Annotated in this window: 10 protein-coding genes; 8 read left to right on the top strand and 2 right to left on the bottom strand. The window is 73.4% G+C overall.

The window, feature by feature from the left end; genetic code table 11:
- Nucleotides 1–84: 84 nt before the first annotated feature.
- The 6 genes from ACFVHV_RS01190 to ACFVHV_RS01165 all read left to right on the top strand — a co-directional run bounded on the left by ACFVHV_RS01190 (nucleotide 85) and on the right by ACFVHV_RS01165 (nucleotide 8,129).
- Nucleotides 85–1,299, top strand: a complete 1,215-nt coding sequence (locus ACFVHV_RS01190; RefSeq protein WP_359902953.1) for a histidine kinase — start codon at nucleotides 85–87, stop codon at nucleotides 1,297–1,299.
- Nucleotides 1,287–1,931: a response regulator transcription factor gene (locus ACFVHV_RS01185; protein WP_359902950.1), complete on the top strand. Its 645-nt coding sequence runs from the start codon at nucleotides 1,287–1,289 to the stop codon at nucleotides 1,929–1,931. Before ACFVHV_RS01190 ends, ACFVHV_RS01185 begins: the two co-directional genes overlap by 13 nt.
- 2 nt (nucleotides 1,932–1,933) lie before the next feature.
- Complete coding sequence (locus ACFVHV_RS01180) at nucleotides 1,934–2,791, top strand: DUF4097 family beta strand repeat-containing protein (protein WP_380347984.1); 858 nt, start codon at nucleotides 1,934–1,936, stop codon at nucleotides 2,789–2,791.
- A 98-nt stretch (nucleotides 2,792–2,889) separates the two neighbouring features.
- On the top strand, nucleotides 2,890–4,059 hold the full coding sequence (gene dusB, locus ACFVHV_RS01175; protein ID WP_380347982.1) for a tRNA dihydrouridine synthase DusB: 1,170 nt from the start codon (nucleotides 2,890–2,892) through the stop codon (nucleotides 4,057–4,059).
- A 564-nt stretch (nucleotides 4,060–4,623) separates the two neighbouring features.
- Nucleotides 4,624–7,332, top strand: coding sequence for a pyruvate, phosphate dikinase (gene ppdK, locus ACFVHV_RS01170; protein WP_359902941.1), 2,709 nt, complete (start codon nucleotides 4,624–4,626; stop codon nucleotides 7,330–7,332).
- A gap of 245 nt (nucleotides 7,333–7,577) precedes the next feature.
- On the top strand, nucleotides 7,578–8,129 hold the full coding sequence (locus tag ACFVHV_RS01165) for a ribonuclease (protein WP_380347980.1): 552 nt from the start codon (nucleotides 7,578–7,580) through the stop codon (nucleotides 8,127–8,129).
- A 60-nt stretch (nucleotides 8,130–8,189) separates the two neighbouring features.
- Here the strand turns inward: ACFVHV_RS01165 and ACFVHV_RS01160 are convergent, their stop codons facing one another.
- The gene (locus ACFVHV_RS01160; protein ID WP_359902935.1) at nucleotides 8,190–9,185 is read right to left on the bottom strand and encodes a hypothetical protein; all 996 of its coding nucleotides are present in this window, start codon (nucleotides 9,183–9,185) and stop codon (nucleotides 8,190–8,192) included.
- A gap of 112 nt (nucleotides 9,186–9,297) precedes the next feature.
- On the opposite strand from ACFVHV_RS01160, the gene ACFVHV_RS01155 reads away from it, so the two are divergent.
- Nucleotides 9,298–10,533, top strand: coding sequence for an ADP-ribosylglycohydrolase family protein (locus tag ACFVHV_RS01155; protein WP_380347978.1), 1,236 nt, complete (start codon nucleotides 9,298–9,300; stop codon nucleotides 10,531–10,533).
- A 57-nt stretch (nucleotides 10,534–10,590) separates the two neighbouring features.
- Here ACFVHV_RS01155 and ACFVHV_RS01150 read toward each other — a convergent pair whose 3' ends face one another.
- Entirely contained in the window at nucleotides 10,591–11,325 is a 735-nt protein-coding gene (locus ACFVHV_RS01150; RefSeq protein WP_359902930.1) for a GNAT family protein, read from the bottom strand.
- Nucleotides 11,326–12,031: 706 nt separating this feature from the next.
- Between ACFVHV_RS01150 and ACFVHV_RS01145 the strand changes: the two genes are divergently transcribed.
- On the top strand, nucleotides 12,032–12,976 hold the full coding sequence (locus ACFVHV_RS01145; RefSeq protein ID WP_359902927.1) for a PAC2 family protein: 945 nt from the start codon (nucleotides 12,032–12,034) through the stop codon (nucleotides 12,974–12,976).
- Nucleotides 12,977–13,057 lie beyond the last annotated feature (81 nt).

Here is a 13,057-nt window from a genome sequence, read left to right as displayed (position 1 = left end):
AATCGGGGGTGTATCCAGCTACACCCCCCACCCGGAACCCCCCTTCATGGCGGCCCGTGATCACCGGGCCCTACGCTGTTCGGCATGTCCTCCACCACGTTGCGCCGAGCGCTCGTCAGGAGCCTCCGGCGCCCACCGTGGTCGCCCGAGGTCTGGCGGGACGTCCGCTTCACCGCCGCCGGAATACCCATGGCGCTGCCGGTCTGGCTGGCCGTCACCGAGTCGACGCTGCTCTTCCCGGTGCTCGCCGCCGTCCTGCTCTGCGCCCGCCCGCTGACCGCCCTCCAGCGCGGCCGGCTGCGCGCCCTGCACGGGGTGGAGGTGCCGCCGCTGCGCCCGCCGACGGGGCGTCGGGCCTGGCTGCTGGGGATGACCTGGCGCCAGGCCCTCCACCACTTGGTGGCCGGTCCGCTGCTGGCGGCGGGCGCGTTGGCGGTGCTGTACGCCTGGGCGGCCGCCGTGGTGCTGGCCACCGTGTACGGCTGGATGTGGCTGCTGCCCGCCGGCACGGCGGTGCGCTCCGGCCTGGCCGGGGAGGACGTCCTGCTCACCCTCGGCGGGTTGCTGCTGCTGGCGGTCCTCCCGCCGGCGGGCACCCAGCTGGCCCGGCTGGAGGTGTGGGTGGCCCGGCGGCTGCTCGGCCCGGACCGGACGGAGGCGCTGGAGCGGCGGGTCGAGGAGATCGCCGAGAGCCGGGCCGGGCTGGTCGACGCGGTGGACGCCGAGCGCCGCCGGATCGAGCGGGACCTGCACGACGGCGCCCAGCAGCGGCTCACCTCCCTCGCGATGAACCTGGGCCTGGCCCGGCGCACCCTCAAGGACGTGCCGCCCGAGGTGATGCAGGTGATCGTCGACGCGCACGAGGAGGCCCAGGCGGCCATCGACGAGCTGCGTGACCTGGTCCGGGGCCTGCACCCGGCCGTCCTGGAGGACCGCGGCCTGGACGCGGCGCTGTCCGGCATCGCCGCCCGCGCCCCGCTGCCGGTGCGCCTGGACGTGGCACTCTCCGAGCAGGTCGCCCCGACCGTGGAGGCGGTCGCCTACTTCACCGTCTCCGAGGCGCTCACCAACGTGGCCAAGCACGCCAGGGCCCACCGGGTCGACCTCTCGGTGCGGACGGTCGGCGGCCGGCTGCGGCTGGTCATCAGCGACGACGGCGTCGGCGGCGCGGACGCCTCGCGCGGCACCGGGCTCACCGGTCTGCGCAAGCGCGCCGCCTCGGTCGACGGCACGCTGTCCGTTCTCAGCCCCCTCGGGGGCCCCACCACCATCACCGTGGAGTTGCCGTGCGTGCTGTGATCGCCGAGGACTCGGTCCTGCTGAGGGTCGGCCTGGTCAAGGTCCTGGAGGCGGTGGGCTTCGAGGTCGTGGCCGCCGTCGGGGACGCCACCGAACTGCTGGCCGCCGTCGAGGAGCACCGCCCGAAGGTGGTGGTGGCCGACGTCCGGATGCCCCCGGGCTTCAGCGACGAGGGGGTGAAGGCGGCGATGGTGATCCGCCGGCAGTGGCCGGACACCGCCGTCCTGCTGCTCTCCCAGTTCGTGGAGGAGCGCTACGCCGCGGACCTGCTGGCGACGAACACCAGCGGCGTCGGCTACCTGCTCAAGCAGCGGGTGGCCAATGTCGACGACTTCGTGGACGCGCTCCAGCGGGTCGCCGAGGGCGGTACCGCGCTGGACCCGGAGGTGGTCGCCCAGCTGCTGGTGCGCCGCCACCGGGACCCGCTGGAGAAGCTGACCCCGCGCGAGCGCGACGTGCTCGCCCTGATGGCGGAGGGCCGTTCCAACGCCGCGATCGCGGGCTCGCTGGTGGTCAGCGACAGCGCGGTGGCCAAGCACATCAACTCGATCTTCACCAAGCTCGACCTGCCGCCGGTCGCGGACAGCCACCGCCGGGTGATGGCGGTGCTGCGCTTCCTGGAGGTCGGGTAGCGGTGAAGGGGGCGAAGCGCTGGCGGGCCGCCGGGACGGTCGTGATCGTGCTGGTCATGATCGGGGCCGGACTGCAGACCTGGTCGATGGCGGTGCAGCAGCGGACCAGCACCAGCCGGCCGTACGACGTGGCGATCCACCGGCTCCAGTTGGAGACCGGCAACGCCTCGGTCAAGGTGCGGGCCGGCCGGGAGGGCCACGTGGTGGTCCGGCAGAGCCTGGACTGGCTGGTGCGCAAACCGGTGGTGTCCACCGTCTTCGACGGCGACGTGCTGACGGTCGGGATGCACTGTCGGCTGGTCCTGCCGTTCGTGGACGTCGGCTGCGGCGCCGAGATCGAACTGGAGGTGCCGGCGGCGACCGAGGTGTCCGGCTCGGTGGGCTCCGGCTCCGTCCAGGTGGAGGGGCTGAGCGGGGACGTGCGGATGGAGCTGACCTCCGGCCAGCTGCTGCTGTTCGACACCTCCGGGAACGTGTCCGCGCACGCCACCTCCGGTCAGGTGCGGGGCACCAACCTGAGCACCCGGCGGGTGACGGCGCGGGTCGGCTCGGGTTCCGTGCAGCTGGGCTTCGCGAAGGCCCCGCGCGAGGTGGACGCCACGGCCACCTCCGGCTCGGTGGAGCTGACCGTGCCGAAGGACAGCCGGTACGCCGTCTCCAGTGAGATCGGCAGCGGCAGCGGCCGGATCGACACGGGGCTGGCGGACTCGTCGAGTCCGAACCGGCTGCACGCCGCGGTCACCTCCGGGTCGATCACCGTCGTCCCGGCGAGCTCGGAGCCGCCGGAGCCCGCGGAACCGGCGGACCCGGCGGAGCCCGCGCAGTCCGCGGCGCCGTCGGTGCCGCCGTCGGCTCCGTAACGGGAGCGCCTCGGAGCGGGCGGCGGCCGCTCACCCGGGCGGCGGACGGGTGGGGGACAATGGAGAGTCCCGTCCCCATCACCCGAGGTCAGCCGCGCATGACAGCCACGCCCGCACCCACCGCGTCCGACACCGAGTTCGCGCCGCTCGACATCGGCCCGATCCGGGTGTGGCCGCCCGTCGTGCTGGCGCCGATGGCCGGCATCACCAACGCGCCGTTCCGCACCCTGTGCCGTGAGCAGAGCGGCGGCCGGGGCCTGTACGTCTCGGAGATGATCACCACCCGGGCGCTGGTCGAGCGCAACGCCAAGACCATGCAGCTGATCAAGTTCGACCCGAGCGAGAAGCCGCGCTCCATCCAGCTGTACGGGGTGGACCCGGTGACCGTCGGCAAGGCCGCCCGGATGATCTCCGACGAGGGCCTGGCCGACCACATCGACCTCAACTTCGGCTGCCCCGTCCCCAAGGTCACCCGCAAGGGCGGCGGCTCGGCGCTGCCGTACAAGCGCAACCTGCTGCGCGAGATCCTGCGCGAGGCCGTCGCCAACGCCGGCGAGCTGCCGGTGACCATGAAGATGCGCAAGGGCATCGACGACGACCACCTCACCTACCTGGACGCCGGCCGGATCGGCGCGGAGGAGGGCGTGGCGGCGATCGCCCTGCACGGGCGCACCGCCGCCCAGCACTACGGCGGGACGGCCGACTGGTCGGCGATCGCCCGGCTGCGCGAGTCCGTCCCGGCGCACATCCCGGTGCTGGGCAACGGGGACATCTGGTCGGCCGACGATGCGCTGCGGATGATGCGCGAGACCGGCTGCGACGGCGTGGTGGTGGGCCGGGGCTGCCTGGGCCGGCCGTGGCTGTTCAGGGACCTGGTCGCGATCTTCGAGGGCGACGTGGACTACGCCCGCCCCGACTTCGGCTACGTGGCCGCGGCGATGGTGCGGCACGCGCAGCTGCTCGGCGAGTGGCTGGGCGACGAGGCGCGCGGCGTGGTCGACTTCCGCAAGCACGTCGCCTGGTACACCAAGGGCTTCTCGGTCGGCTCGGAGCTGCGGGTGAAGCTGGCCGGCTCCTCCTCGTTGGCCGAACTGGCCGAAACCCTCTCCCAGGTGGAGCAGTCCCAGGGCTGGCCGGACGGTGCGGACGGCCCGCGCGGACGGACCAGCGGCAACAACCGGGTGGTCCTGCCGGAGGGCTGGTTGGACGATCCGTACGACTGCGCCCGACCGGGTGTGGACGCCGAATCGGACACCTCTGGCGGATGATCTGTACGGACCGGCAAAAACGGCCCGATGGGGCCGACTGCCACTAGGTCCCAGCCCTCTTGTCCATCCTGGACAAGAGGGCTCCTTTTCGTCGTCCGAATGTCACGGAGAGAGCACATTTCTGGACGGTGTGCGACGATCGGCGGAGTCGCTCTACGTTCGACCCGTGAGATGCGCTGGTGACGCTTGCCACATGCGGTGGGGGCTGACGGCCGGTCAGTGGACGAAATGGACAGGTCGGCTGTGAATCGCTTCCCGAAGTCGGTCGACCGGTGATCGGGCGATCCGGGTGCAGGAAATCAAGCCGGGGCAACGCCATCGACCCGCGGTCGCTACCGTGCGTCCGGATCGTGCGATCTTCGGGTTTGCTTGTGTTCAAGAATTGAACGCTTGCTCGCGTCAGGCGGACGATTTCACCAACAGAGGTGAACGCCTTTATGTGCTTTCGATCTAGCGGGTTACCGCTGGGTACCAGCCTCGGGTGGCCTATTCAGGGCAGAGAAGTGCCTTCGAAATGGGTATGTTCTCCGGCGTCAGGGCAACCGCGTACGAGGAGACCGACCCGTGCCGTCCCAGCAGAAGTTTGTTTACTCCTTCACCGAAGGAAACAAGGACCTCAAGGACCTTCTCGGCGGCAAGGGCGCGAACCTGGCCGAGATGACCAACCTGGGCCTCCCCGTCCCTCCGGGGTTCACCATCACCACCGAGGCCTGCAAGGTCTTCCTGGAGACCGGCAGCGAGCCGTCCTCCCTGCACGAGGAGATCAGCGCCCACCTGGACGCCCTCGAAGAGCGGATGGGCAAGAAGCTCGGCCAGGCCGACAACCCCCTCCTGGTCTCGGTGCGCTCCGGCGCGAAGTTCTCCATGCCCGGCATGATGGACACCGTCCTCAACATCGGCCTCTCCGACGTCTCGGTGGCCGGCCTCGTCGCCCAGTCCGGCAACGAGCGCTTCGCCTGGGACTCCTACCGCCGCCTGGTCCAGATGTTCGGCAAGACCGTGCTGGGCGTCGACGGCGAGCTGTTCGAGGAGGCCCTGGACGAGGCCAAGCACGCCAAGGGCACCGTCAACGACCTGGACCTGGACGCCGCCGACCTGCGGGGCCTGGTCGAGGTGTTCAAGGGCATCGTCGAGCGCGAGACCGGCCGGGCCTTCCCGCAGGACCCGCGCGAGCAGATGGACCTCGCGATCCACGCCGTCTTCCACTCCTGGAACGGCGACCGCGCCCGGCTGTACCGCCGCCAGGAGCGCATCCCGAACGACCTGGGCACCGCGGTCAACGTCTGCAGCATGGTCTTCGGCAACCTCGGCGAGGACTCCGGCACCGGCGTCGCCTTCACCCGCGACCCCTCCACCGGCACCCAGGGCGTCTACGGCGACTACCTGTCCAACGCCCAGGGCGAGGACGTCGTCGCCGGCATCCGCAACACCCTGCCGCTCTCCGAGCTGGAGAAGCTCGACAAGAAGTCGTACGACGAGCTGATGGCGATCATGCAGAAGCTCGAGAACCACTACCGCGACCTCTGCGACATCGAGTTCACCATCGAGCGCGGCAAGCTCTGGATGCTGCAGACCCGCGTGGGCAAGCGCACCGCCGCGGCCGCCTTCCGGATCGCCGTCCAGCTCGTCGACCAGGGCCTGATCGACCTGGACGAGGCCCTGATGCGGGTCACCGGCGGCCAGCTCTCGCAGCTGATGTTCCCCCGCTTCGCCCCCGACTCCGAGTCGCAGCAGATCGCCAGGGGCCTGGCCGCCTCGCCCGGCGCCGCGATCGGCAAGGTCGTCTTCGACTCGTACACCGCCGTCAAGTGGTCCCGCTCCGGCGAGAAGGTCATCCTGGTCCGCCGCGAGACCAACCCGGACGACCTGGACGGCATGATCGCCGCCGAGGGCATCCTCACCTCGCGCGGCGGCAAGACCTCGCACGCCGCCGTCGTCGCCCGCGGCATGGGCAAGACCTGTGTCTGCGGCGCCGAGGAGCTGGAGGTCGACACCAAGCGCCGCCGGATGACCACCGCCGACGGCCTGGTGCTGGAGGAGGGCGACGTCGTCTCGATCGACGGCGCGACCGGCAAGGTCTACCTCGGCGAGGTACCCGTGCTCCCCTCCGCGGTGGTGGAGTACTTCGAGGGCACCCTGCACGCCGGCGCCGACGTCCAGGGCGGTCTGGTCCAGGCCGTGCACCGGCTGATGTCCCACGCCGACGGCCGCCGCCGCCTCGCGGTGCGCGCCAACGCCGACAACGCCGAGGACGGCTCGCGCGCCCGCCGCTACGGCGCCCAGGGCATCGGCCTGTGCCGCACCGAGCACATGTTCCTCGGCGAGGAGCGCCGCAAGGAGGTCGAGCACCTGATCCTGGCGGACAACGACAAGGACCGCGAGGCCGCGCTCTCCACCCTGCTGCCGCTGCAGAAGGGCGACTTCCTGGAGCTCTTCCAGGCGATGGACGGCCTGCCCGTCACCGTCCGCCTGCTCGACCCGCCGCTGCACGAGTTCCTGCCGGACATCACCGAGCTGTCGGTGCGCGTCGCCCTCGCCGAGGCCCGCAAGGACCCGAACGAGAACGACCTGCGCCTGCTCCAGGCGGTGCACAAGCTGCACGAGCAGAACCCGATGCTCGGCCTGCGCGGTGTGCGCCTCGGCCTGGTCATCCCCGGCCTGTTCGGCATGCAGGTCCGGGCCATCGCCGAGGCCGCCGCCGAGCGCAAGCTGGCCGGGGCGGACCCGCGTCCCGAGGTGATGATCCCGCTGGTCGGCACCGTCCAGGAGCTGGAGCTGGTCCGCGACGAGTGCGAGCGGGTGCTCGCCGAGGTCGCCCGGTCCACCGGAGTCCAGCTGGACATCAAGCTCGGCACCATGATCGAGCTGCCGCGCGCCGCGGTGACCGCCGGGCAGATCGCCGAGGCCGCCGAGTTCTTCTCCTTCGGCACCAACGACCTGACCCAGACGGTCTGGGGCTTCTCCCGGGACGACGTGGAGGCCTCGTTCTTCACCGCCTACCTGGAGAAGGGCATCTTCGGGGTCTCCCCGTTCGAGACCATCGACCGCGACGGCGTCGGCTCGCTGGTCAAGCACGCCGTCGAGGCCGGCCGGGCCACCCGCCCCGACCTCAAGCTCGGCGTCTGCGGCGAGCACGGCGGCGACCCGGACTCGGTCCACTTCTTCCACGAGGTGGGGCTGGACTACGTCTCCTGCTCCCCCTTCCGGATCCCGGTGGCGCGCCTGGAGGCCGGCCGCGCCGCCATCGAGACGGCGGGCAGCGACTCGCGCTGAGGAGGGTAGGCATCCCCTCCGCACGCGCGGGTACGACTGACCGCTCTCCCTCCCGTCGGGAGGGCGTACACCGGAGCTCGGCGCAGGAGAACCGGCGTACGTGACACGGCCGGGCGGGAACGGACAACGGCGTCCGTTCCCGCCCGGCCGTACGTCGTGCGCCGGCCCGCCGCGCGGGCCGGTGTGGCGGCGGCCACGTGTGCGGTTCCCCCGGGGCGGCCCGGCCGCCTGCCAAGCTGGACCGCATGACCAACCGCAGAAACCCGCTCGTCGTCGTGGCCGTGCTGATCCTGGCGCTCCTGGCCGGGGCCGGGTACCTCCTCGCCAACCGGGGGAGCGGCCACCCCAAGGCCGCCGCGAGCGCCACCGGGAGTGCCGGCGCGGCCGCCGGCACCGGTGCCACGACGTCCGGGTCCGCGGCGCCCAAGCCCTCGGCCCCCAAGCCGACCCCGCCCGCCGGGGGCGCCGGCAGCACCCCGGCCCCGGCCGGCTCCTGGGTCCCGACCGACCCGGCCATGGCCGACGTCTGCCGCACCAAGCTCCCCGGCCAGGCCCAGGACACCCTCGGTCTGATCGCCAAGGGCGGGCCCTACCCGTACAACCGCGACGGCATCGTCTTCGAGAACCGGGAGAGCCGCCTCCCCAAGAAGACCGGCGGCTACTACCACGAGTACACCGTGGTCACCCCGGGCTCCAACGACCGCGGCACCCGCCGGGTGGTGACCGGCGACTCCGGCGAGCAGTACTGGTCCGCCGACCACTACGCCACCTTCCAGGAGATCGACTCCCGCTGCTGAGCGGGGCCGGCCGGGCCGCCCGCACCGCGCCGTCGGCCCGCCTCACCGCGCGGGCCCGCCTCACCTCGCCCGCCGCCAGGTGATCCGGGGGTGCGGTGCGTGCGGGCCGGTGGTGACCAGGGCCGTCAGCTCGTGGAGCACCGGGGCCGGGTCGCGGCGGAGCTGGGCCGGGGTGGTGCGTACCACCGGGAGGCCGGCGGCGGTGAGGCGGTTGGCGCGGGCCAGGCCCCGTTCGTGCTCGGCCGGGCGCAGGTGCCAGGCGCGGGAGTCGATCTCCAGGGCCACGCAGGCGTGCGGCCAGTAGGCGTCCGGGACGGCGAGGAAGCGGCCGTCCAGGAAGAGCACCGGGTTCCACAGCGGGTCCGGCAGCCCGGCGTGCGCCAGCAGTTCGCGGGCCTCGCCCTCCACCACCGACCGCACCCCGACCGTCAGCTCCTCCACCACCCCGGCCACCTGGGGCAGCCCGAGCGCACCCGGGCGGGACAGCAACTGGTCGAGCAGTTCGCCGAGTTCGCAGTGCCGCCGCTGGACGGCCTCCGCGCACAGCGCCCGGAACCGGCGCTGCCCGGTCTCCCTCGGCGCGAGGTCCGCCAGGGCCCGGGCGACCGTGGTGCTCCACAGTCCGTCGGCGCGCTCGAAGCCGCCCGGCATCGCCCCGGACGCCCGGTGGATCCGGACGAACTCCCGGTCCCCGACCCGTCGTTGGCCGGGGATCAGGATGTCGACCGCGTTCAGGTCGGACGGGTGGCCGGCGCTCGGCAGTCCGGCCTCGGCCAGGACCGCCAGGCCGGTCAGCAGCACCTCCCCGGTCCGTGGTTCGCGCCCCTTCGGCGTCGCGTACGCCAGGGCGGCCCGCAGCCGCTGATGGAACGTCAGTCTTCCGCTCTGCAGGCAGATCACCCGGGGCAGCACCTGCTGCCACGGCCCGCCCGGCCGCAGCCGGTGGGCGATGGTGCCGGAGGGCACCCCGAGCCGGCGCAGCTGCGCGCGGGTGGCGATGTGCTGCTGGTCGGCGCCGAGCAGGGCGACCGGATCGAGGGGATTCGCGCGGGTCATGCCCCGGTGCCTGCCCGCCGGAATCGGAGGTATGCGAAACATCCCCCGTCGGTGGGGCCGGCGGTCACGGGTGTTGACGCGACGGCGGCCGAGCCGCTGAGCTGGATGCCATATGACCATTCCATTCACGCACGCCGGCCCCGCGCTGGACGCGCTCCTCGGCCTCCGCACGGGCGACGCCCTCGGAGCCCAGTTCTTCGTCCCGGAGACCGCCCGGACCCACCTCGCCGCCCGCACCGAACCGCCCGGTTCCTGGCCCTGGACCGACGACACCGAGATGGCCTGCTCGGTCCACGCCGCGCACACCGAGCGCGGCGCGATCGACACCTTCGACCTCACCTACGCCTTCGCCCTGCGCCACGACTTCGACCGCGGCTACGGCCCGGCCGCCAACCGGCTGCTCCGGCTGATCCGCGAGGGCGGCGACGCCCGGCAGCTGGCCGCCGAACTCTTCGACGGCCAGGGCTCCTACGGCAACGGCGCCGCGATGCGGGTCGCCCCGCTGGGGGCGGCGTACGCCGAGGACCCGGCCGCCGTCGTCCGGCCCGCCGCCGACACCGCCCTGATCACCCACACCCATCCGCAGGCCGTGGACGGCGCGATCGCGGTCGCGGTGGCGGCCGCGTACGCGGTGCGGGCCCGCACCCGGCCGATGACACCGGAGCGCTTCCTGGAGTCGGTGGCCGGCCTCACCCCGAACGGGGCGGTCAGGGACGGCCTGGTGGAGGCCCGCGGACTGCTCGCCCGGCCGGACTTCCGGCTCGCCGCGCAGGTGCTCGGCAACGGCAGCCGGACGTCCGCGGCGGACACCGTCCCGTACGCGCTGTGGTGCGCCGCCCGGAACCTGGCCGACTACCGCGCCGCCGTGTGGGACGTGATCGCGGCCGGCGGCGACATGGACACCGTCGCGGCGATCACCGGCGGGGTGGTGGCCGCGCACACCGGCACCGGCGGCATCCCGCGGACCTGGCTGGCCGCCTGCGAGCCGCTGCCCGACTGGGCGTTCCCGGAGCCGGGCGGCGTCCGCGCGGCCGGCGAGCCGCACCTGACGCCGATCGGCCTGCCCCGCCCGCACCCCGTGCCCGACCTGCTCTGGTCGGACGCCGACTGGGAGCGGATCAGGCGCGGCCTGCGGGCCCGGGAGGCGGACGAGCGCTGGGCCTCCGTGGTCTCCGAGGGCGTGCTGCACCTGCACCGCGGCGTGGGTGGCGCGGAGGTCTACCGGGTCCGGGTGGCCCGGGTGCGGGGCGGCTGGCGGCCGGTGGAGGCCCTGGTCGAGGCGCACCCGGGACGCCACCGGGCCTGGGACGACCGCACCACCCTGCCGGCCGTCCTGGGGCGTGTCTGACCATTCGCGTCGGGCCAGGACCCGCGAGCCTCGGCCACGAGCCGTTCCGGGACGGCCTCAGGCGGTGATCATCAGCTGCCCGGCGCCGCTGCCGCCCTGTCTAAGGCACTCCTGGTTGATCGCCGGATCCGGGGCGCTCGGCGAGGTGGCGGCGGCGATCCGCAGCTCGATGATGTCCCGGACGGCCGGCCACTCGTCGTCGAGGATCGAGTAGAACGCGGTGGAGCGCACCACGCCGTCCAGCCCGCGCGAGTGCGCCCGGCGGACGCCCTCGGAGGTCGCACCGAGCCGTTCGATGGCGGCGCGCGAGCGCAGGTTGCGGGCGTCCGCGCGCAGCGAGATCCGCTGCACGCCCCAGGTCTCGAAGGCGTGGCGCAGCATCAGCAGCTTGGCCTCGGTGTTGATGCCGGTGCCCTGGGCACGCGGCGAGAGCCAGGTGTTGCCGATCTCGGCCGCGTCCGGGACGGCCGTGGCCGGATCGCCGAACGGGACCCCGGGCGCGGGCGGCCACACCATCGGGCCCTGCCAGTAGTCGAGTTCCAGGAACCGGGTGGAGCCGACCACCCGGCCGTCGGCGAGGTTCACCGTCGCGAACGGCAGTGACCGGCCCGCGGCCTGGTCGGCGAGCGCCCGCGCGACGTAGTCGCGGGCGGCCTCCCGGCCGTGCGGGACGGGGGTGAAGGCGTAGGTCGTACGGTCCTCGGCGCCGGCCTCGGCGATGGCCTCGGCATGGTGCGCGGCGAGTGGCTCCAGCCGCACGGTGCGGCCGGTGAGGATGACAGGTACGGGCACGGAACCTTGGTCCTTCATCGGTCGGAGGGTGCCTCCCGCGCCGGGGTACGGCTCGGGGTGCTCTGGGCTGGGTACGCCTGGGCCCGGGTCCGCCGGCCGGGTACCCGCGCACGCCGGAGGTCCGGTCGGACGGGGTGGGGGCGGCGGCCCGGAACGGGCGGCGCGGGGTGCCGGAACGGACACGGATCCTCGGACCGGTCCGGCGGGAAGAGCGACGGGACAGTGTGCGTCCGCGAGATGGCCGAGGAGGGTACGAGAGCGCGAAGGGAAGCAGGCGGCCAGGTGAAGGCAAGATGCGTCGTGGGTGGCTGGCCGAGCACCGGACCGGGACGTGGCCGACGGCGTTACGGACGACGTGGCGACGACGCGACGATGCGAGGCAGCGAGAGGACGATACCCGCCAGAAGGCGGTGCGTCACTTCGCGGCACGCGAATGGCCGCGCGGGCCGTTCGAGTGCCCTGCGGACCGACCCCTCGCAGGGCCCTGACCAGGGAGTCTTCGGCCGGGTGCGATCATGGTCCGGAGCGCTCGTCCGAGGCCGTCGGGCGAGCCCCCCGGGGAGCCGTCGGACGCGCCCCGCGGGGCGCGCGGACGGGAGGTCCGCAGGACGGGGGCCGGGCGCGGGAATTCCGGCGGCGCCCGGCGCGCTGGACAGGACGAGAAGCCGGTCGACCGGGACGAGCAGGGAACGGGGTTGGGTGCGCGGTGCGTGACTTCCAGGCGTTGTACGAGCTGGATCAGCAGGGCGTGGCCGCCGTTGCCGCGGCCAACGAGCAGTTGCGCGACACCGGTGCCGGCTTGGTGCTGCTCCAGCACTTCGAGGGCTTCATGGACGCCGGGGAGGCCGGCGGCCAGGTGGTGGCCCACCTGCTGGAGACGGGCGCGCCGCAGGTGGTGGCCCGCTTCGACCACGACCGTCTGGTGGACTACCGGGCCCGTCGCCCGGCGATGGTCTTCGACCACGACCACTGGACGTCCTACGACCCGCCGGAGATCCTGCTCCAGCTCGTCCACGACGCCGCCGGTGCGCCGTTCCTGCTGCTCACCGGCCCCGAGCCGGACGTCGAGTGGGAGCGCTTCGCGCGTGCCGTCCGCGAGCTGGTGGACCGCTTCGAGGTGCGGCTCTCCATCGACTTCCACGGCATCCCGATGGGCGTGCCGCACACCCGCCCGGTCGGCCTGACGCCGCACGGCAACCGGCTGGACCTCGCCCCGGGCTACCCGCAGTGGTTCGAGCAGGCGCAGGTCCCGGGCAGTGCCCAGGCGCTGGTGGAGTACCGCCTGGGCGAGGCCGGGCACGACGTCCTGGGCTTCGCCGTGCACGTCCCGCACTACGTGGCCCGCTCCGCCTACCCGGCGGCGGCCGTGCAGGTCCTGGAGGCGGTGCAGTCCGCCACCGGGCTGGTGCTGCCCGGCACCGGGCTGCGCGAGCGGGTCCCCGAGGTCTACGCCGACATCGAGGAGCAGCTGGCCCAGGGGGACGGCGAGTTGCGCTCGGCGATCCGCGGCATGGAGGGCCAGTACGACGCCGTGGCGGGCGCGGAGGGCCGGGAGAGCCTGCTGGCCGAGCCGGCGGACCTGCCCTCGGCGGACGAACTGGGGCGGCGCTTCGAGCAGTTCCTGGCCGAGCACGAGCGCGGCGCGGAGTAGCCGGGGCAGCCGGAGCGGGCGGGCGGAACCGGGCGGCCGGACGGGGTCCGAGGGGCGGATTCCGGCCGGATCCGGCTCGTC

It is taken from the genome of Kitasatospora sp. NPDC127116 (assembly GCF_042677365.1).
In the GTDB taxonomy this organism is placed as follows: Bacteria; Actinomycetota; Actinomycetes; order Streptomycetales; family Streptomycetaceae; genus Kitasatospora; species Kitasatospora lactacystinica.
This window is presented reverse-complemented; position numbering and strand designations above follow the sequence as displayed.